Origin of the sequence: Thauera phenylacetica B4P (assembly GCF_000310225.1) — a bacterium.
Lineage (GTDB): Bacteria > Pseudomonadota > Gammaproteobacteria > Burkholderiales > Rhodocyclaceae > Thauera > Thauera phenylacetica.
Genome location: NZ_AMXF01000025.1, coordinates 1 through 19,391, shown reverse-complemented (window position 1 = coordinate 19,391; position 19,391 = coordinate 1). Strand labels below are relative to the sequence as shown.

At 68.8% G+C, this 19,391-nt stretch carries 23 protein-coding genes; 16 read left to right on the top strand and 7 right to left on the bottom strand.

The window, feature by feature from the left end; translation table 11 throughout:
- Window positions 1–192 precede the first annotated feature (192 nt).
- Genes C667_RS05875 through C667_RS05850 form a run of 6 tightly spaced genes read left to right on the top strand, consistent with a single transcriptional unit; the run spans window position 193 to window position 4,384 of the window.
- Complete coding sequence (locus tag C667_RS05875; RefSeq protein ID WP_004358489.1) at window positions 193–1,071, top strand: phosphate/phosphite/phosphonate ABC transporter substrate-binding protein; 879 nt, start codon at window positions 193–195, stop codon at window positions 1,069–1,071.
- Entirely contained in the window at window positions 1,068–1,961 is an 894-nt protein-coding gene (gene phnE, locus C667_RS05870; protein ID WP_004358488.1) for a phosphonate ABC transporter, permease protein PhnE, read from the top strand. The genes C667_RS05875 and phnE overlap by 4 nt, the downstream gene beginning before the upstream one ends.
- Entirely contained in the window at window positions 1,958–2,836 is an 879-nt protein-coding gene (locus C667_RS05865; protein ID WP_004358487.1) for a phosphonate ABC transporter ATP-binding protein, read from the top strand. The genes phnE and C667_RS05865 overlap by 4 nt, the downstream gene beginning before the upstream one ends.
- Complete coding sequence (locus C667_RS05860) at window positions 2,791–3,591, top strand: DUF3047 domain-containing protein (protein WP_004358486.1); 801 nt, start codon at window positions 2,791–2,793, stop codon at window positions 3,589–3,591. Before C667_RS05865 ends, C667_RS05860 begins: the two co-directional genes overlap by 46 nt.
- Window positions 3,588–4,199, top strand: coding sequence for a sigma-70 family RNA polymerase sigma factor (locus C667_RS05855; protein WP_004358485.1), 612 nt, complete (start codon window positions 3,588–3,590; stop codon window positions 4,197–4,199). The genes C667_RS05860 and C667_RS05855 overlap by 4 nt, the downstream gene beginning before the upstream one ends.
- On the top strand, window positions 4,196–4,384 hold the full coding sequence (locus C667_RS05850; protein ID WP_004358484.1) for a zf-HC2 domain-containing protein: 189 nt from the start codon (window positions 4,196–4,198) through the stop codon (window positions 4,382–4,384). Before C667_RS05855 ends, C667_RS05850 begins: the two co-directional genes overlap by 4 nt.
- Window positions 4,385–4,387: 3 nt before the next feature.
- Here the strand turns inward: C667_RS05850 and C667_RS05845 are convergent, their stop codons facing one another.
- Both C667_RS05845 and C667_RS05840 read right to left on the bottom strand, forming a co-directional pair.
- The gene (locus C667_RS05845) at window positions 4,388–5,266 is read right to left on the bottom strand and encodes a universal stress protein (RefSeq protein WP_004358483.1); all 879 of its coding nucleotides are present in this window, start codon (window positions 5,264–5,266) and stop codon (window positions 4,388–4,390) included.
- Window positions 5,267–5,276: 10 nt separating this feature from the next.
- A complete protein-coding gene (locus C667_RS05840; protein ID WP_004358481.1) occupies window positions 5,277–6,752 on the bottom strand; it encodes a SulP family inorganic anion transporter in 1,476 nt (491 codons plus the stop codon).
- A gap of 529 nt (window positions 6,753–7,281) precedes the next feature.
- On the opposite strand from C667_RS05840, the gene C667_RS05835 reads away from it, so the two are divergent.
- Together C667_RS05835 and C667_RS05830 are read left to right on the top strand one after the other, a co-directional pair.
- A complete protein-coding gene (locus C667_RS05835) occupies window positions 7,282–7,515 on the top strand; it encodes a DUF4160 domain-containing protein (RefSeq protein WP_039920854.1) in 234 nt (77 codons plus the stop codon).
- Window positions 7,512–7,949 (top strand): DUF2442 domain-containing protein, encoded by a 438-nt coding sequence (locus tag C667_RS05830; protein ID WP_004358477.1) that lies wholly within the window; start codon window positions 7,512–7,514, stop codon window positions 7,947–7,949. Before C667_RS05835 ends, C667_RS05830 begins: the two co-directional genes overlap by 4 nt.
- Before the next feature lie 28 nt (window positions 7,950–7,977).
- Here the strand turns inward: C667_RS05830 and torD are convergent, their stop codons facing one another.
- From torD to C667_RS05810, 4 genes are all read right to left on the bottom strand, one after another.
- Window positions 7,978–8,718: a molecular chaperone TorD gene (gene torD, locus C667_RS05825; protein WP_004358475.1), complete on the bottom strand. Its 741-nt coding sequence runs from the start codon at window positions 8,716–8,718 to the stop codon at window positions 7,978–7,980.
- On the bottom strand, window positions 8,718–11,234 hold the full coding sequence (torA, locus tag C667_RS05820; protein ID WP_004358473.1) for a trimethylamine-N-oxide reductase TorA: 2,517 nt from the start codon (window positions 11,232–11,234) through the stop codon (window positions 8,718–8,720). The genes torD and torA overlap by 1 nt, the downstream gene beginning before the upstream one ends.
- Window positions 11,235–11,250: 16 nt before the next feature.
- Window positions 11,251–12,474 (bottom strand): pentaheme c-type cytochrome TorC, encoded by a 1,224-nt coding sequence (gene torC, locus C667_RS05815; protein WP_004358470.1) that lies wholly within the window; start codon window positions 12,472–12,474, stop codon window positions 11,251–11,253.
- Between the two features lie 76 nt (window positions 12,475–12,550).
- Window positions 12,551–12,736, bottom strand: coding sequence for a periplasmic nitrate reductase, NapE protein (locus C667_RS05810; protein ID WP_004358469.1), 186 nt, complete (start codon window positions 12,734–12,736; stop codon window positions 12,551–12,553).
- 364 nt (window positions 12,737–13,100) lie between these two features.
- Between C667_RS05810 and C667_RS05805 the strand changes: the two genes are divergently transcribed.
- The 5 genes from C667_RS05805 to C667_RS05785 all read left to right on the top strand — a co-directional run bounded on the left by C667_RS05805 (window position 13,101) and on the right by C667_RS05785 (window position 16,701).
- Window positions 13,101–13,379, top strand: coding sequence for a metal/formaldehyde-sensitive transcriptional repressor (locus C667_RS05805; RefSeq protein WP_004358467.1), 279 nt, complete (start codon window positions 13,101–13,103; stop codon window positions 13,377–13,379).
- Between the two features lie 8 nt (window positions 13,380–13,387).
- Complete coding sequence (dmeF, locus tag C667_RS05800; protein ID WP_004358465.1) at window positions 13,388–14,398, top strand: CDF family Co(II)/Ni(II) efflux transporter DmeF; 1,011 nt, start codon at window positions 13,388–13,390, stop codon at window positions 14,396–14,398.
- Between the two features lie 30 nt (window positions 14,399–14,428).
- A complete protein-coding gene (gene frp, locus C667_RS05795; RefSeq protein WP_004358463.1) occupies window positions 14,429–14,749 on the top strand; it encodes a fluorescence recovery protein in 321 nt (106 codons plus the stop codon).
- Between the two features lie 298 nt (window positions 14,750–15,047).
- Entirely contained in the window at window positions 15,048–15,386 is a 339-nt protein-coding gene (locus tag C667_RS05790; protein WP_004358461.1) for an arsenic metallochaperone ArsD family protein, read from the top strand.
- Window positions 15,387–16,146: 760 nt separating this feature from the next.
- Window positions 16,147–16,701 (top strand): hypothetical protein, encoded by a 555-nt coding sequence (locus tag C667_RS05785; protein WP_004358459.1) that lies wholly within the window; start codon window positions 16,147–16,149, stop codon window positions 16,699–16,701.
- Between the two features lie 18 nt (window positions 16,702–16,719).
- On the opposite strand, the gene C667_RS05780 is transcribed toward C667_RS05785, so the two are convergent.
- The gene (locus C667_RS05780; protein ID WP_004358457.1) at window positions 16,720–17,187 is read right to left on the bottom strand and encodes a hypothetical protein; all 468 of its coding nucleotides are present in this window, start codon (window positions 17,185–17,187) and stop codon (window positions 16,720–16,722) included.
- A 120-nt stretch (window positions 17,188–17,307) separates the two neighbouring features.
- Here C667_RS05780 and C667_RS05775 point away from each other — a divergent pair, with 120 nt between their 5' ends.
- The 3 genes from C667_RS05775 to C667_RS24305 form a co-directional block, all read left to right on the top strand.
- The gene (locus tag C667_RS05775) at window positions 17,308–17,559 is read left to right on the top strand and encodes an RNA-binding protein (protein WP_004358455.1); all 252 of its coding nucleotides are present in this window, start codon (window positions 17,308–17,310) and stop codon (window positions 17,557–17,559) included.
- Window positions 17,556–18,119, top strand: a complete 564-nt coding sequence (locus C667_RS05770) for a hypothetical protein (protein ID WP_157302213.1) — start codon at window positions 17,556–17,558, stop codon at window positions 18,117–18,119. The genes C667_RS05775 and C667_RS05770 overlap by 4 nt, the downstream gene beginning before the upstream one ends.
- A gap of 219 nt (window positions 18,120–18,338) precedes the next feature.
- A partial coding sequence (locus tag C667_RS24305; RefSeq protein WP_004358451.1) for an efflux RND transporter periplasmic adaptor subunit occupies window positions 18,339–19,391 on the top strand: 1,053 nt, incomplete at its 3' end.

Here is a 19,391-nt window from a genome sequence, read left to right as displayed (position 1 = left end):
TACGCGGCAGAGCACGCGCTGCGCGTATGCCGCGCGCACGCTCATCAGCAGCGCCTGGGGCTTGGTAGTGAAAAAAGCTGGCGTGCTCTCCCTCCCCGTAAGAAATGCCTTGTTCGTCCGACCAAGCCTCAAGACGCGCCGCACTACCGGCGGTCTGCATGTCGAACAGCACACAGCCCCGGAGAGCCCCCCATGCGACGCCTTGCCCATGTTCTCGTTCTTGCCGCCACCAGCCTCGCCATTCCGGCCTCCGTTGTGGCTGCGCCCGCGGCCGAGCCGCTGCGCCTGGGGGTGGGCCTGTTCCAGCCCGACAAGGACAAGAACGACGCCACCTACCGGCCGCTGGCCGATTACCTCGCGCGTGCGCTCGAGCGCCCGGTGCAGTTGCGCACCGTCGATAGCTGGGAGGGGCTGGCCAAGTCGCTCGCCAACGGCGAGACCGACATCGCGCTGATGGGGCCGTGGGGCTATGTGCTGGCCAACCACCACGCCGGCGCGCAGGCGGTGGCGACCATCCTGTACGACGGCAAGCCGGAGTACTTCGCGATAATGGTGACGCACCCCGAGTCCGGCATCGAATCGATCGCCGACCTCGAGGGGCGGACCTTCGCCTTTGGCGACAAGGGCTCGACCTCGGGCTACCTGATCCCGCTGCACCACCTGATGACGCTGGGCATCACGCCAGAGTCGTACTTCGGCAAGGTGCTGCACACCGCGCACCAGGCGATCGAGACCCAGGTCACGCAGCGCGTGCTCGACGCCGGCGCCGACTACAACCGCAACCGCAACGCGATGATCGCGCAGGGGCTGATCCGGGCGGAGGACTCGAAGATCTTCTGGACCTCGGCGCCCCTGCCCAACGACGCGGTGGCGCTGCGCAAGGGGCTTGCCGACGATGCCGACTTTGTCGCCCGGCTGCGCGCGGCGCTGGTCGGCGTGGGGCCGGCGCTGGCGCAGGAGCCGGCGCTGCTGCCGCCGCACTACACGGGCTTCGTCGAGAGCGACAACGGCTTCTACAAGCCGATTCGCGACGCCGGGCTGGCCACCGGCAAGCTGCAGGCGCGGCCATGAGCCTGGCCGCGGCCCGCGTGCGCGCCCGCCCGCTGCTGAGTGGGCGTGCCGGCTTTCTGGCGCTGGTGCTGGTGTATGCGCTGCTGATCGCCGCCTGCCTGGGCACGCTGGCGCGCGAGGGCGAGCTGTCGCTGGGGCGATCGCCGATCGCCAACCTGGTGAAGACCGCCGGCGAGTTCGCGCGCCCGAGCGTGCTGGATGTGTGGTTCGGCAACCCGAACCTCGAGTACCGCAGCGACGACGGCACCCTGCTGCGGGTGGAAAACCGCCAGGAAGTGGAGCGTGCCTGGCTCGAGGGCCTCGGGCGGGCCACGTGGACCACGATTCGCATCGCCACCCTTGGTTCGCTGCTGGGCGCGCTGTTGGCGCTGCCGCTGGCGGTGGCCACGGCGCGTAACCTGGCGGCGCCGCGTCCGCTCGCCTGGGGCGCGAAGGCGGTGCTCGACACCTGCCGCTCGATCCACACCCTGGTCTTCGGCCTGGTGTTGGTGGGCATCGTGGGGCTGGGGCCGACCGCCGGCATTCTGGCGATTGGGCTGCACTCGATGGGCACCTACGGCAAGCTCTTCGCCGAGGCCATCGAGTCGCTCGACATGGCGGCGATCGAGGCGGTGCGCAGCGTGGGCGCGGGGCCGGCGCAGGTGTTCTTCAACGCGGTGTGGCCGACCGTGCTGCCGCAGTTCGTCTCCAGCCACCTGTATATCTGGGAGTTCAACATCCGCGACTCGACCATCCTCGGGCTGATCGGCGCCGGCGGGCTGGGGCTGCTGATCACCGAGGCGACCGCGCTGTTCCAGTGGGGTCGGCTGGCGACGGTGCTGATCGTGATCGTGGTGATGGTGTCGGGCTTCGACGCCATCAGCCGCCGCATCCGGCAGGCGCTGGCATGAACCCCTGCATCGAACTGCGCGGCGTACGCTGCACGCTGGGTGGACGCACGGTGCTGGACATCGACCGCCTGGTGGTGGGCGAGGGCGAGCGTGTCGCCCTCGTCGGCCACAACGGCGCGGGCAAATCGACCCTGCTGCGCGTGCTGAGCGGCTTTACCCGGCCGACGGCGGGGCAGGTGTCGGTGCTGGGCGTGCGGCTCGATACGCGGCTGCCGCCCGCGCGGCTGCGCGCGCTGCGCGGCGAGGCGGGGCAGGTGCTGCAGGGCCTGCACCTGGTGCCACGGCTGAGCGCGCTCGAGAACGTGCTCATCGGTAGCCTCGGCCGCGTGACGGGCTGGCGCAGTTGGGTGCGCCGCTATCCCGCGCACGAGGTCGAGGGCGCTCGCGCGGCGCTGGCGCGTGTCGGTATGCTGGACCAGGCGTCGATGCGCACCGACGGGCTGTCTGGCGGCGAGCGGCAGAAGGTCGCGATTGCCCGCGTGCTGGTGCAGGCGCCGCGGCTGATCCTGGCCGACGAGCCGACTGCGGCGCTGGACCCGGCGGCAGCGCAGGAGATCTGTCGGGTGCTCGGCACCGCTGCGGGTGACGCGACGCTGGTGGCGGTGGTGCACAACACGGCGCTGCTGCCGCTGCTGGCCGACCGGGTGATCGGGTTGCGGCAGGGGCGAGTGGTGTTCGATCTGCCCCAGGCGCAGGTTGATGAAGTGCAGCTGGCTGCGCTGTATGGCAGCGGACCTGCCAATGGTGCCTGCGGGCGGTCAGACGATCCGCTGGTATCCGCCCGCCGCTCGCCGGACGAAATCGAATCACGACGCTGGAGACAACGTACATGCACACAAACCGCTGCGTCCGCTGGGCACTCGCCCTGTCACTGACGTGCACGGCCGCGGTGGCGCAGGCCGCCACGGTCTGGGTTGGGCGGTTCCCAGCCGGCGCCGCAGGCCTGCCCGAACCCTGGCGGGTCCAGCAGCTCGACGAGCGCATCGCGCCCACGCAGTACGCGCTCAAGACCTGGGATGGCGTCGTCGCGGTCGAGGCCGTTGCCGAGCGCAGCATGGCTTTGCTCGGGCGCCCCATCGACATCGACCTCGCGGCTACGCCCCATCTGTGCTGGCTGTGGCGCGTCGATGCGCCGCTGGCCACTGCCGACATGACGACCGAGGCGGGCGACGACTACGCGGCGCGGGTGTATGTGAGCTTCAAGGTGGCGCCCGAGGCGCTCGGCTTTGGCACCCGCGCCAAGCTGGCGCTGGCGCGCTCGATCTACGGCGACCAGGTGCCGGATGCGGCGCTCAACTACGTGTGGGACAACCGCCAGCCGGTCGGCACCCTGATGGCCAACGCCTACACCGATCGCACGCGCATGATCGTGCTGCGCTCGGGCGCGGGCGATGCGGGTGCCTGGGTGATGGAGCGGCGCGATGTGGCGGAAGACTTCGAGCGCGCCTTCGGGGCGCTGCCGGCGCAGCTCAGCGGGATTGCGCTGGCGTCCGACACGGACAACACCGGGGAAAGCGCACGGGCAGGGTTTGCGGAGTTTCGTTTCGTGTCGCGGGACGAAGCATGTGTCGCGCCCGATTCGGCGACGCGGCGCGATGATCAGGCATCAGTCGGCAGGAGCGACGAATGACCACCGCCAGCGCACAGGCCGCGATCCCGCCGTGGGACGACGCGTCGATCACCGCGATCCGCCGCGACATGCTGCGCTTTGCGCGCATGCATTTGCGCGACAGCGGCGCTGCAGAGGACATGGTGCAGGAGGCGCTGATGGCGGCGATGACGAGCGCGAAGCGCTTCGCCGGACGGTCCGCCTTCAAGACCTGGATGTTCGCGATCCTGCGCCACAAGATCGTCGACCACATCCGCGCGTCGTCGCGGGAGATCTGCGGCTCGGATCTCGCCGGATCCTCGGAGATGGACGCCGGGCTGGAGGAGTTCGACGTGCTGTTCAAGCGCGGGGGACACTGGAACCCCGAGGATCGGCCCTCGACCTGGTCCGACCCGGAGGCCTCGTTCGAGCAGGACGCCTTCTGGACGGTGTTCGACATCTGCATGAACAACCTGCCCGAGCACATCGCTCGCGTCTACACGATGCGCGAGTTGCTGGAACTCGAGACCGCCGAGATCTGCGCGGCGCTGGGCATCACCAGCAACAACTGCTTCGTGATCCTGCACCGCGCGCGGCTCGGGCTGCGCGTGTGTCTGGAGAGTCGCTGGTTCCAGGGAGAGGCCCGATGAAGATGATGAACTGCAAGGACGCGACCCGGCTGATGTCCGAACGCTACGAGCGCACGCTCAGCCTGCGCGAGCGCCTGTCGCTGAAGGTGCACACGGCGATGTGCAAGGGCTGCTCGAACTACGGCCAGCATCTGGACGTGCTGCGCCTCGCGGCCAAGCGGCTGCGCGAGGGCGCGGGAGGCTGAGCGTCAGCGCAGCAGCAGCGTCGGGATGGTTGCTGCGCGCAGCAGGTCGGTGGTCTTGCTGCCGAAAACCAGCGCGCGCAGCGGCGAGTGCGCATAGGCGCCCATCAGCAGCATGTCGATGTTGCGCGCCTTCACCTCGCGGGCGATCACCGTCTCGGGGTCGCCGGGGAGTACGTCGGCGAGCACCTCGAAACTCGCGGCGGTGAGCGTGTCCTTCGCCCATGCGATCTGCTTCGGTGCGTCGGCGCTTTCCTTGCCGGCCATCACGATGTGGATGGGCAGGCCCTTGAACAGCGGGCTGTTGGCGATCATGTCCACGCCCTTGCGCGTCACCGCGGTGCCATCAAAGGCGAGCATCACGCGCTCGGGTTCCTTGAAGCCCTCGGTGACGGTAAGGATGGGCTTGTGCACCGCGCGCACCACGCGTTCGACGTTGCGGCCGAGCATGCTTGAACTGCCCGGCTGCGAGGTCTCGGCCGATGCGCCGCGGCGGCCGAAGACGAAGAGGCGCACGCCATCCTCGTGTTCGGCCAGGGTGTCGTCGAGCGCGCCGTGGCGCTGGCGCATGTCGGCCGAGGGCGCGCCGGCGGCGAGTGCCCGCTCGCGCAGGCGGTTGAGGAAGATGCGACCCTGCTCGCGCTCGGCGCGGGCGAGGGCGGCATCCTTGTCGCTGAGCGTGCTCAGCAGGTGTTCCTGGGCGTTGATGCCGATCGCGCCGCTGTGGTCCTCGCCCGATCCTCGTTCGAGGTGGCGGTCGATGACGTGCAGCAACTCGAGCGGCGCATCCATGCGGCGTGCGGCCCAGGCGGCGTAGTCGGCGACGGCGTCGGCGAAATGGGACTGGTCCACGCAGGCCAGCACTTTCTTGTCTTGCTTGTTCATGCTGTTCTCCTCAGTGGCCCATCAGCAGGTCGTCGGCGCCGTCCTTGTCGTGCACGGCGAACTTGTCGACCATCGTCGCGCTGGCCTCGTTGAGGCCGACGACCTCGACCTCGGTGCCTTCGCGGCGGAACTTGACCACCGCCTTGTCGAGCGCGCTGACCGCGGTGATGTCCCAGAAGTGAGCGCGCGAGACGTCGATGACGACCTTGTCGATCACCTCCTTGAAGTCGAAGCCGGCGACGAAGGCATCCGCCGACGCAAAGAAGACCTGCCCGCTGACGGTGTAGCGGCGCACGCGACCTTCGTCCTCGGCGGCGGAGCGCATGTTCAGGATGCGGCCGACCTTGTGCGCGAAGAAGAAGCCCGAGGCCAGCACGCCGACCAGCACGCCCTGCGCCAGATCGTGGGTGGCGACTGTGACCGCGACCGTGGCGATCATCACCACGCTGGAACTCGGCGGGTTCTCGCGCAGCTTGCGGATCGAGTTCCAGTCGAAGGTGCCGATCGACACCATGATCATCACCGCCACCAGCGCCGCCATCGGGATCTGCGCCACCCAGTCGCCCACCAGCATCAGCAGCGCGAGCAGGAAGAGGCCCGCCGACAGCGTCGACAGCCGGCCGCGGCCGCCGGATTTCACGTTGATCACCGACTGGCCGATCATCGCGCAGCCCGCCATGCCGCCGATGAAGCCGCTGGCGATGTTGGCCACGCCCTGGCCGACGCACTCGCGGTTCTTGTCGCTGGTGGTGTCGGTGAGGTCGTCGACGATGGTCGCGGTCATCAGCGACTCGAGCAGGCCCACCACCATCAGCGTCAGCGAGTACGGGAAGATGATTGCCAGCGTCTCCAGGTTGAGCGGCACGTCCGGGAGCAGGAACACCGGCAGGCTGTCGGGCAGCTCGCCCATGTCGCCGACGGTGCGGATGTCCAGGTCGAGCACGATGGCGACCGCGGTGAGCACCACGATGGTGACCAGCGGCGAGGGGATGGCCTTGGTGACGTAGGGGAAGAGGTAAATGATCCCCAGGCCGGCGGCGGTCATCGCGTACACGTGCCAGGTCACGTTGGTGAGCTCGGGCAGCTGCGCCATGAAGATCAGGATGGCGAGCGCGTTGACGAAGCCGGTGACCACCGAGCGCGACACGAAGCGCATCAGCCGCCCGAGCCGGATCCAGCCGGCGATGATCTGCAGCACGCCGGTGAGGATGGTGGCTGCGAGCAGGTATTCGAGGCCGTGCTCCTTGACCAGCGTGACCATCACCAGCGCCATCGCGCCGGTGGCGGCCGAGATCATGCCGGGGCGGCCGCCGGTGAAGGCGATGACCACCGCGATGCAGAAGGAGGCGTAGAGGCCGACCTTGGGGTCGACGCCGGCGATGATCGAGAACGCGATCGCCTCGGGAATCAGCGCCAGCGCGACCACGAGGCCGGCGAGCAGATCGTTGCGGACGTTGGCGAGCCAGTCCTGGTGGAAGGATTTCATGTGTCGTTATGGATCCAGCAAGGTTGCGCGCGCCCCGGGGCAGGGACGCGATGAAGTCGGGCGAGACGGGTTCGCAATGAAGGAAGCAGCCCCCGAGGGGCTTCGCGATGCCAGAACGCGCGCATCGCGGCAGATGCGCAGGTGGCGCCTTGTCATGGCGCGGGGTGTCCGGCAAGGACGGATCAAGCGAACGCGTTGGAGCAAGCCTCGCGCGAGCGGGAAGGAGGTGAGCAGCTCGCAGGCTGGGGCAAGGCTTACATGGGTCGCTTGTCGGTGCGTTGGGGGGCGTTGCGTATTCGTAGCTCGAGCGGAGGGTAGACACACGTCGCGCAAAGAGGCTGAAGATTAGCTGAATTGCTGCGATGCAACAAGCAGTGGGAACTCGGAAGTGGGAGGTCAGCGGCTCTTTGGAGTTGATCGCGAAGACTGTCCCTCAGCACGTTTTCGTCTTGATGAAAGTTGCCATGAGATATGCTGATGGCAATTTGATCGGCTCTTGATCAAGTGTAACCATTTCACTATTCTGGCGATGACCAACTACGACATCGTGGGCGATTGGCGGATCCGCATCAACGGCATGGAGCATGGGGCTCCTCACGTTCATGTGATCTCTCGCGATGGAAGCCGTGTGTCGGTTGCGATCGAGACGGGCGAAGTGTTGGCGGGCGGGGTGCAGCCACTGAAGCGGCTGGTCGCCGCGCTGGCGGACATCCGCGCAAACAAGGCGAAGTACTTGGACGAATACCGGAGGCTCAATCCATGAAGACGCCCCCCCGCATCGAAACAGCCCGTGTGACGGGCGATCTGAAGCTCGAGATCGGCTGGAGCACGGGCGAAACCTTGCCGGTCGACCTGTCCGATCTCGCCCAGCCGCCCTTCGATGCGCTGCGCACCCCGGACTTCTTCGCACGCATGACGCGTGACGAGTGGGGGCACGGGCTGGATTGGCCGGACGGGCTGGGTCTGGGCGCCGACCGGCTGTACGAACTGTCCCGCCGGCAGGCCGGCCTGCCGACGGCCAGCGAGTTCAACGACTGGATGCAGCGCAATGGCCTGTCGCTTGCGAGCGCAGCCGAATCGCTCGGCATGACCAGGCGCATGATCGCGCACTACCGCACCGGAAGCCGGCCGATTCCGAAGGTGGTCGGGCTGGCCTGCCTCGGGTGGGAATCGCGCAGGCGGCAGCGGGCGGCGTGATCGCTGCCCCTGCCTGGGGTGGCGCGATTCAGGAGACTGCCGCAGTCCCGCCCACATCCTCCAGAAACGCCAAGTCTGCGCGCACGAACCCGAGCAGCAAGGCCGCCAGCGCCGGGTAGACGTCGAAGCGCGGCAGGGCCTGCTGGCAGCGCTCGACGAATCGCGGCAGCCAGTCGAGCACGGCGGTGCGCAGGAAGTCCGCCTGGGTCGCGGCGGCGGTGGGGATGTCCTCTGTGCTCGACGCCGCCCCGGCCAGCTCCGCCATCAACGCCAGTGGCACGGCGAGGTGGTCGGCGGGTTCGCGGAAGTCGGCCTGGATGCTCAACCCGCTTGCGGCGAGGAAGTCGCGCATGCGCGCCTCGGCCGCGCCGAAGAGCGGCGAGGCGCTGTCGGTGCCTGCGTAGGCCGAGGCATAGGGCAGGGCGCTGGTCTTGCCGTCGAGCAGGAAGAGCTGGGCGAAGTCGGCGGCCAGTTCCAGGCGCGGCAGTTGCTCGGCGCGCAGGGTGGCGATGGCCGCGTCGAGGCGTTGCGCCTCGGCCTCGAGGCCGAGCTCGGCCAGCCCCGCGAAGGGGGCGAAGCCCTTGTCGGCGAAGTGGCTGCGGAACATCTGCTCGGAGACCTCCTCGGCGTACAGCCGGGCGAACCAGCCGTACAGTCCAGCGCGCTGCGTGCTGGCGAACTGCCACTCCGCGGGGGAGAGGGGCGCGGCGTCGGCGACGTCGGCCGCGCCGGGCGCTGCAACCGCGCCGGTTTGCGCATGCTTGTCCATCACGCCTTCACCTCCCGCCCTTGCGGATCGACCTCGATCGGCCCGCCGAAGGACGTCACCGCCGGCGCGGTGCCGACGAACTTCTCGATCTGCACCAGGCAGGTGTTGGCGCTGGTGGCCTGCGCGAGGCTGGAGGTGCCGATGTCCAGCGTCAGCGTGTTGGGGTCGCCGTAGGTGTCGAGGGCGCCGATCTCCGGCCCGGTCGGGCCGTACCAGGCGCCTTCCTGGATGCGCACCACGCCGCGCGGGAAGTTGTCCGACACGTGCGCGCCGGCCAGCAACTGGCCGCGGTCGTTGAACACCCGCACCAGGTCGCCGTGCTGGATGCCGCGCGCGGCGGCGTCCTCGGGGCCGATGAAGACCGGCTCGCGCCCGGCGATGGCGTAGGTCTCGCGCAGCGGCTCGGATTCGCACAGTTGCGAGTGCAGGCGCTTGTCCGGGTGCACCGATTGCAGCCACAGCGGGAAGCGGTCGGAGCCGGGGCCGCCGTGCGAGCGCTCGGTCTTTTCCATCCACACCGGGTGGCCCTTGCAGTCGGCGTAGCCGTAGCGGTCGATCTTGCGGCTGAAGATCTCGATGAAGCCCGACGGCGTGCCGAGGGCGTTGACCTCGGCGTCGTCGCGGAAGTCGGCGTGGCGCACCCAGGGCTTGCCTTCGGGGAACAGCACGTAGCCCTGCTTCCAGAACTCGGCGAACGGCGGCATGGCGATGTCCTTGAGGCCGTTCTCCTTGCGGCAGTCCTCGTAGATCTTCTCGACCCACTGCATCTCGTCCATGCCGCGGGTGTATTCGGCGTCGCGGTTGAAGCGCCGGGTGAGGCCGCGGAAGATCTCGAAGTCGGGACGCGAGTGGAACAGCGGGTCGATGAGCTTCTGCATCGCGATGATGCCGCGGTTGCTGTACGAGCCGTAGCCGTCGAGGTCGTTGCGCTCGAAGGGCGTGCACGCCGGCAGCACGATGTCGGCGAAGCGGCAGGTGGCGGTCCAGTTGTAGTCGATGGCGACCACGGTCTCCAGCTTTTGCCAGGCCTCCTTCATGCGATTGCGCTGGGGCTGGCGGTGCCACTGGTTGCAGCCGCTGAAGATCGCCATCTTGTAGGGCGGCAGCTTGACCTTGCCACCGTTGAAGTCGATCTCCTTGCCCGGCTCGAGCAGGGCGTCGATGACGCGCGCGATCGGCACCACGGCGCTGTAGCCCTTGAAGTCGGTGTTGTCGTGCCTGGGCTTGCGGCCGGGGTCGAGGTTGAGCGGGAAGGCGCCGGGCATGGCCGCGCCCGACGAGGACACGCCCACCGAGCTGTAGTGGTGCGCGTAGCTGATGCCGCCGCCGGGCAGGCCGATCTGGCCGAGCATGGCGGCGAGCACCGCGCCCATCCAGTAAGGCTGCTCGCCGTGCTGCTGGCGCTGCACCGACCAGCCGAAGATGAGCTGGGTGCGGTGCTTGGCCATCAGGCGGGCGAGTTCGCGGATGCGCTCTGCCGGCACGCCGCAGATCTGCTCGGCCCACTCGGGCGTCTTCTCGACCTCGTCTTCGATCTTGCCTTCGAGGTAGGGCAGGAAGCGGTCGAAACCCAGCGTGTAGGTGTCGAGGAATTTCTGGTCGTGCAGGCCTTCCTTCACCAGCGTGTGCGCGATGGCGAGCATCAGCGGCACGTCGGTCATCGGGTTGATGTACTGATGCTCGGCGGCGCCGAGGTAGTTCAGCGTCTTGCTCTTGACCGGGTCGATGCAGATAACCTGGATCGACTTGTCGGCGACCTTTTGCTTGAGTTGTTCAAAGTAGGCGTAGGACTCGTGGGTCTCGGTGTTCCAGCCCACCTGCAGGTTCTTGACCGGGTCGTTGGCCCAGAACACGACCAGCTTGCTCTCCTTGAGGATCACGTCCCACGAGGTGCCTTGCGAATACACCTCGGTCGAGCCGAGCACGTAGGGCAGGATCATCTGCCCGGCGCCGGTCGAGTAGTCGCCGATGGTGCCCACGCTGCGGCCGTGCATGCCGATGCCGCGCACCATGTGGTTGCCGCAGCTATGCACCTGGCCGACCGAGCGCCAGCCCACGCCGGCGGTGTGCAGCGCCCACGGGCCGTAGTCCTTCTGCACGCGCTCGAGCTCTTCGTAGAACAGGTCGAGCGCCTCGTCCCAGCTCACGCGCACGAAGCGGTTGTCGCCGCGCTGGCTGGTGTCGCTGAGGTGGCGCTTGCGGTACCAGTCCAGGCGCACCATCGGGTAGCGCACGCGGGACGGGCTGTAGATCAGACCGAGCAGGCCATTGATCATTTCGGTCGGATGCTTGTCGTGCTCGAAGGGGCGGATATCGACCACGCGGTCGCCGACCACCTTGGCGCGGATGGCGCCGAAGTGCGAGCCGGAGATTTTCCAGGTGGTGATGTCGTCGCTGACCGCCGCCGCCTCGCCGGCCGCCAGGGCGGACCGGCTGGTGAGCAGGCCGGGCGCGACCAGCGCGCTGCCCGACATTGCCGCCATGGCCTTGAGGAAACCTCGCCGAGAGTAGTTCATGGTATTCAACTCCTGATCAGGGACGCGCGGTCTGCAGGGCGGAATCGGGCGAGCCGGCGCCGTGCGACGTGCTGAAATCGGACGAATGGGTCTGGAGGTACTTGAGCACCACGCGGGCGGTGTCGTCGTCCATGCTGGTGAAGCCGACCATGCCGCCGAAGAGGCCGGGCCAGGTGTTGGCGTCGAAGTGCGCTTCCTCGGGCTGGCGGTGGCACACGCTGCAGCTGCTGTTGTAGCTGGCGCGGGCGATCGACCACACCGGTTCGACGCTCTCGAGCACGCTGCCCTTGCGCATCCACGCGGTGGCGGTGACCTGCTGCCATTCGAGACCGGTCATCGGGTCCTCCTTGGTGTCGAGCACCTTCACGAAGCTCGTGTCCTGGGCGATTTCCTTGTCGAGGATGGCGCTGGTGATGTTGAGGCCGAAGTGGCTGTACCAGACGCGGCCATAGCCCTTGTTCTTGCGCCACAGGGCCAGCTCGACGCGCTGCGCGTCGCCCTTGGTCTCGAGCACCTTCACCTGGGTGGCGACCTCGATCGCGCCGATGCGCTTCGTCATGCCTTCGTCGGCGAACAGTTCCTGCGGCACGACCAGGAAGTAGTCCTTGCCCGTATCGACGCTCTGGCCGGAAGCGGACGACACCAGGGTGTCGAAGGCCGGGTTGCGTGCGCCCTTCATCTCGGGGAGCTGGTGGGCGACGCCCTTGTGGCAGTCGACACAGCTCTGGTTGCGCTCGGCCGCCTTGCGCATCGCGACCTGCGAGGCGGGGCGCATCTTGTCGAAGTCCATGTCCTTGTAGTCGTGGCAGGCGCGGCATTCCTTCGAGCCGTTGGCCGAGAAGCGCTTCCACTCGCGCTGCGCCAGCACGATGCGGTGCTCCTTGAACTTCTCGCGGGTGTCGATGGTGCCCAGCAGCTGTCCCAGCACCTCGCGGCTGGCCTGCATCTTGCGCGCCACCTTGTCGGTGAAGTCGTGCGGCACGTGGCAGTCCGGGCAGCGCGCGCGCACGCCGGTGCGGTTGTTCCAGTGCACCGTCTTCTGCAGCTCGGGCAGCAGGTTGTCGTGCATGGTGTGGCAGCTCAGGCAGAACTCTTCCTTGTTGGTGGCTTCCATGGCGGTGTTGAAGCCCTGCCAGGCCAGCACGCCGGCGATGAAGCCGCCGGTGACCAGCACGCCGAGGCCGATGCGCACGGCGGGCTTGAGGAAGAGGTCCCTGAGGGACCGAAGCAGATTTTTCATTGGGATGCTCCTGCGGGTTGTCCGATTCCAGGCCGGGCGGTGCATGCCGCGAGGCCGATGCTTGCGCGTGGCGGAGTCAGGACGGAGGGCCGAAGAAGAGGATCTGCAGGAACCAGACCACGAAGCCGTAGGCCGCGATCGCCAGCACCATGGTGGTGGGCAGGCCGATGAAGGCGAGCAGCAGGAACCTGCGCCACTCGCCAGGACGCCCGGGGGCCTGCACACCCGATGGGGCGGAATGCCCGCTTGCTTGATTGTTCATGTCTCGATCTCCGCGTCGATGCGTTTCCCGGACAGGGCCCGATGCGATGCGCGCGCGGCGCGGGGTCGGCTCGGGCATGGAAGCGTCCGGTACAAGAACCACATCCCGATCATAGGGATCGGGTGTTAACGCCGGCTGGAGATTTGTGAATGGAAAGGAGGCGTGGTGTTAATGGCATTAACACTGCAGTCGCGCACCGACTGCGCGCGCCGGCGTTCCGGCCGAAGCTGGATTCACTCGCCTCCATGTCTGTCGATGTCCGGAAGCGCGTCCGGGCGATTGAATCCCCATTCGAACAGGACTGGGGTGGCCGATGTGCGCCGCATCGAATACCATACCCCCCTATCTTATCGAGGGTGTCGATGTGAGCCATACCATCCGTGACAAGGCCAAGCTGCTGGCCCGCGTCCGTCGTATCCGCGGCCAGGTCGAGGCGCTCGAGCGCGCGCTCGAGGCCGGGAAGGAATGCGCCGAGATCCTCCACCAGATCGCTGCAGTGCGCGGCGCCACCAACGGGCTGATGGCCGAGGTGCTCGAGGAGCACGTCCGCACCCACATCGCCGACCCGGCGATCACCGACGCCGCCGAGCGCACAAAGGGCGCCGACGAGTTGATCGGCGTCCTGCGCACCTACCTCAAGTGAGCCTTGCCATGCATACCGACAACCTGTCCGCGTGGACGCACGACCACGTCTTCGATACGGGCAACGCGCTCGCCGAGCGCAGCACCTGGGTGGTGATGTGGATCACCGCTGCGGCGATGGTCGTCGAGATCACCGCCGGCTGGTGGTTCAACTCGATGGCGCTGCTGGCCGACGGCTGGCACATGAGCTCGCACGCCTTCGCGATCGGGGTGTCCGCGCTGGCCTACGCCGCCGCCCGGCGCTACGCGCAGGACCGGCGCTTCGCCTTCGGCACCTGGAAGATCGAGATCCTGGGCGGCTTCGCCAGCGCCATCTTCCTGCTCGGCGTGGCGGCGATGATGGTCGTCGGCTCGATCGAGCGCATCGTGTCGCCGCAAGCCATCCAGTACCGGGAGGCGATCGCGGTCGCCATCCTGGGCCTGGCGGTCAACCTCGTGTGCGCGCTGATCCTGGGCAAGGCGCACCATCATGGGCACGATCACCACCACGGGCACGGGCACCCGCACGGACATGGGCACGATCATCCCCATCACGGCCACGACCACCCCCATCACGACCTCAACCTCAAGTCCGCCTACCTCCACGTCATCGCCGACGCGGCCACCTCGGTGCTGGCCATCGTGGCACTCGTCGGCGGATGGATCTACGGCTGGTCCTGGCTCGACCCGGTGATGGGCATCGTCGGCGCGGTGCTGGTCGCCCTCTGGGCGAAGGGCCTGCTGGTCGAGACGGGAAGGGTGCTGCTCGATCGCGAGATGGACCACCCGGTCGTCGCCGAGATCCGCGAAGTGGTCGAATCCGGCCCGCAGGCGGGCGACACGCGGATCACCGACCTGCACGTCTGGCGCGTCGGCAAGGAGGCCTACTCGTGCGCCATCGCGGTGGTTACACGCGATGCCGCGCTCACCCCCGACGCGGTGCGCGCGCGCCTGGCGGTGCACGAGGAGATCGTCCATTCGACGATCGAGATCCATCACCATCACGGATCTCGCGAAGCCCCTTGTGGGGCAGGGGCGTGAATCGAGCCCCGAATCACGACTGGAATCAGCATGCACGAACTCAAATGGACCCAGGCCGAGAAGAAGGCCGCCCGGAGCTTGTTCGACGTCGCGCTCGAGCGCGAGATGACGGACTACATCGCCCGCTTCAAGGCGAGCGCCGCCACGATCGAGACCCCCGACGCGCTCTGGGCGCTGCTTCGGGAGGCCGAGCAGAAGCGGCTCGAGCTCGACGAGCGTTACGATTTCCGCTATTCGGTCTTGGTCTTCGTGTTCGCGGGGCTGCTGCGTCGAGGCCTGATCGACGAGGCGGAGCTGGCTGCGCTTGGGGAGGGCAAGGCGCACCGGATTGCAGAGCTGGCGAAGATGTGATGACCGTCGGGCCGCCCGAGAAGGGGGCCGATCTCGCCCACCCGCCGGGGCGATCGCACGAACGGGATGGCCGGCTCGAACGGTGCTCGTGGTAGCGGGCTTGTCTGCGCAAAGGGTCCCTGTCGGTGCTCGTTGCGGGCAAGCCCCACTCCCATGGTGCCTTCATGTGATTGCCCAGGTTCACCCGCTTGGCAGGGATGCCGTGCGCGATTAGATTTGGTGCTTCGGCGCCGCAGGCGGCCGAAGAGAACGACCTTTACATCGACTCCGCCAGCTTGGGGGGTGCAGGAGACAGAAAATGAGAAACATCCAGATCTTCGAGCTTTCGCAGGGCGGCAGCGGCGCGTTCCCGGACGAGGCGGCGGTCGATTTCGCGGCCGATGTGGCGTGGGCGAAGGAGCAGGGCGCGCACATCGAGCGCTTCAGCTTCGCCGAGCAGCCCGACGAGTTCGCCCGCAACGCGGTCGTCGAGGACTTCGTCGAGCGCTCCGGCTACGACGCGCTGCCGCTGGCCCTGGTCGACGGCGAACTGGCCGTCGCCGGCCGCCATCCCACCCGCAACGAGCTCGCCCGCTGGGCCGGGCTCGCCCAACCGGTCGCCGCGGGAGGATGTTGCTCGGGCGGGCACTGCGGCTGAGTGCGGCTGGCGCCGGGCGGTGTCGATCCCTCGCAACGCGCCGAGCCGCGTCGGTTCATGCAGGAGCGCCGGCAGGCGCGAAAGCAGCGCATAAGACCCCCCGGGCGGTCGAGCATCCGACCGCCGCATTCGCGGCTGCCGCCGCTCCTACAACCCGCCGGGCGGCGTCGGTTGACGCACCCCGCAGGGCGGTGTCGACCGCCGCAACGCGCCGAGCCGCGTCGGTTCATGTAGGAGCGCCGGCAGGCGCGAATGCGGCGCATGAGACCCCCCGGGCGGTCGAGCATCCGACCGCCGCATTCGCGGCTGCCGCCGCTCCTACAATCCGCCGGGCGGAGTCGGTTGACGCACCCCGCAGGGCGGTGTCGACCGCCGCAACGCGCCGAGCCGCGTCGGTTCATGTAGGAGCGCCGGCAGGCGCGAAAGCGGCGCATAAGCCCCGGGCGGTCGAACATCCGACCGCCGAATTCGCGGCTGCCGCCGCTCCTACAACCCGCCGGGCGGAGTCGGTTCATGCAACCCGCCGGGCGGAGTCGGTTCATGCAACCCGCCGGGCGGAGTCGGCTGACGCACCCCGCAGGGCGGTGTCGACCGCCGCAACGCGCCGAGCCGCGCCGGTTCATGTAGGAGCGCCGGCAGGCGCGAAAGCGGCGATTGAGGTAACGCCGCGGCCCGAAATGAGACAAGGCCACCCCGGGCGCGGGCGCCGCGCGCGATCATGCGCGTGTGATCACTCGGGCGCGTGCGGGAGGGCGTTTGCATGGACAAGGCTTGTCATGTGCTTTGCGTCTCCCTGGATTGCATCCGTTCCCTGACCGCCCCCGATGGCGATGCGCCCCGCGGGACGCTGCCGGCGGGCATCGCCGAGGAGCTCCTCGCACAGGCGCGCGCGGCCGACGAGCGCGCGCCGCTGGCGATCCGCTTCGTGGCGCCTGACGCCGACGTGGCATTCGCCGACGCGGCATGCGCCGACGCCATCGCGACGCGGGTGCACACGCATTTCGCCCGCGTCGCGCAGCGTCACGCGCTGCAGATCCGTGACATCTTCCGTTTCGCGCGGGTGTCGACCGCGGTCGGGCTGCTCTGCGTGGTGGTGTTGCTCGCCTGCTCGCAGGCGATCCCCGAGGACGCCGGCAAGCTCTTGAACGGGGTGCGCGAGAGCCTGAACATCTTCGCGTGGGTGGCGATGTGGCGCCCCGCCGAGCTGTGGCTGTACGCCCACCTGCCCGAACGCCACTGGCGCCGGCTGGCCCTGCGCCTCGTCCAGGCGAGGGTGAGCGTCGAATCCACCCCCGCCGCGTCGGTGCGGCCTTGATCCAGCGCGCGCATCGGTTCAGTCCAGGCGCGCGTGCTGCAGGATGTTCTCGATCACCCGGGCGGTCTGCAGCAGGCGCTTGACCGACTCGCGGGTGAACTCGTAGGTGGTCGCGTCGACGCCGCTGCGCAGCGCGACCCAGCGCCCGTCCTCGGTGCGACCGAGCTTGCCGCGCTCGCGCAGCTTCTCCAGCTTGCGGCGAACGGTCTCCTTGGGCAGCCCCGACACCTGCACGACATCGGCGAGGCGGACCGGGCGGGCCTCGCCGAGCATGAAGCCGTCGGGGGCGAGGAGGTCGGAGGGCAGCGCCCCGGGATGCATCGCGTGGGCGACGCTGAGGTGCGCGACCAGGCCCCACAGCATGGCGCTGTCGGCATCCATGTCGAGCAGCGTGATCAGCCGCCGCATGTGATCGACGAGGTGGCGATTGGTCGCGAAAGCCACCATCGAGAAGCTCTTCTCGAAGCGCCGGTCGAAGTCGTCCATCCAGGTCTCCCCGTGACAGTCCGGCCCAAAATGGGCCGTTCGAGCCCGATTGTCGCGATCTCCGAACTATCCTTCAAGCCCTTTTGGACGCAGTGCAAACCCGACCATCGGAGACTGTCGATGAAGCTGATCCTCTCGGGGCTGAGCCCCGAAACCGACCTTGAAAGATTGAGCGAGCGCATGGGCCATTTTGGCCCCGTGCTCGGGATCGAGCCGATCTACGAGGGCGATCCGGAGCGCCCCTGGTTCATCGTCGACATGGACCTTCCGGCCGGACCCGCGACCGAGGTGGCGCGGCGTATCGACGGTATCTACTTCAACGACCGCTTTGTGCATGCGAGCGTGATGCTGCCGATGGGGAACGCCTCGTGAGGCCCGGCCGCCTCGCCCCGGCCTGGTGCGCTTTCGAAGCCGGCTGGGGGCGCTCGATACGATCCGGACTTCGCTTCCATGCACTCGCCGCCGTCGCGCTGTGGGCTGCATTGGCGTTCAGCGACCCTGCCCACGCTGCGACGCCCGAGGAGGACGCAGCGATCGGCCTGATCCGCGAGCAGTTCAAGGACGTCGACCTGCGGCGCGTGATCGAGGTCAGCGGCAAGATGAAGCTCGACGAGCGCAGCGCGAAGCGCTTCTGGCCGATCTATCAGTCCTACCTGATGGACATCGTGGTGATGCGTGATCGTCAGCTCGACAACCTGGCCGAGTACGCGCGCCAGCTCAACGCGGGCTGGATCGACGACCCGACTGCGCGGGCGTCGCTCGCGCGCTCGCTCGAGCTCGAGCAGGCGAAGCTGGACGCGCGCCAGCGCATGATTCGCAAGGCGGGGGAGGTGCTCTCGCCGACGCAGACGCTGCGCCTCTACCAGATCGAGCTGGCGATGGACGCCGCCATCCGCAGCCGCCTGCTCGAGCAGATCCCTCCGGCGCAGTAGCCGGGCCGATAGACCGCCCCGAGTCCTGCGTCAACGCGAAGCGCGATGCTCAGGCGCAGGGTTGGCCCAAAATGGGGCGTCCGCAGACACGAAGCCCGCGCGCCGGATTAAGCTCGCCGGCGCGCTCGTGCTTGCCCTCGCCCGCGCAGCTGCAGCGCCGCGTCGCGCCGTCCCGCGCGGGCGTCGCGGCGCGATCCGCCATCCATGGAGTCACCGGAAATGAACACCCCCACCGCGCTCTTCGCCGGGCTGCTGGGACTGACCCTCGCCGCCTGCAGCGAGCCGCCCGCGCCCGCCGCGGTGGCCGAGACGACGCGTCCGGCGCTGATCGTCACCGTGGGTGAGGCCGCGGCGAGCGAGGCCTTGCGCCTGCCGGGGCGGGTGCGGGCGGCCAAGCGCGCGGAGCTGTCGTTCGACGTGCCCGGCTTCGTGGATCAATTCAGCCTGGAGGAGGGGCGGCGGGTGAAGGCGGGGGAGGGGGTCGTGCGCCTGGACGACCGCATCTACCGCTCGCGCCTGGACGCGGCGCGCGCCGAGTTCGAGCGCGCGAAGAACGACCTCGCGCGCTACCAGCGCCTGTGGGACGGCGAGCAGGCGGTGGCGCGCGCCGAGGTGGACGACCGCCGCGCCCGCCTGGAGGCCGCGCGCACCAGCCTCGCCGCGGCCGAGCGCGACCTCGCCGACACCGTGATCAAGGCGCCCTTCGCGGGCGTGATCACGCGCCGCCGCATCGAGCCCTTCACCAACGTGCAGGCCAAGCAGCCGATCGCCGAGCTGCAGGACCTGGGCGCGCTGGAGGTGGTGGTGAACGTGCCCGAGCGCCTGGTGCGCCGCATGCGGCCGCAGCAGGGCGCGGTCGCGTTCCTGGAGGGCGAGCACGCCGGCGACGCGGAGCGCGCGATCGGGCGTGGCCGCGCCATCGCGGGGGATGGTGCCAGCGACGGTGACCGCGCCAGCGCCAGCGACGGAGCCAGCACCAGCGCCAGCGACCGCGCCGCGCCCGGCCGGGCGCTCGCGCTCGAGCTCAAGTCCTTCGCCGCCGAGGCCGACCCGCTGACGCAGACCTACGCGGTGGTGCTGGCGGTGCGCTCGGTGCCGGCGGGCATGAACCTGCTGCCCGGGATGGCGGTGAGCCTGGAGCCGACGGCGGAGGCGGGTGAGGCGGCCGCGGCCACCGCGACGATCCGCGTCCCGCTCGCCGCCGTCGCTGCCGACGCGCAGGGCCAGCCGGGCGTGTGGGTGGTCGGGCAGGACGGCCGGGTCGCGCGCCGG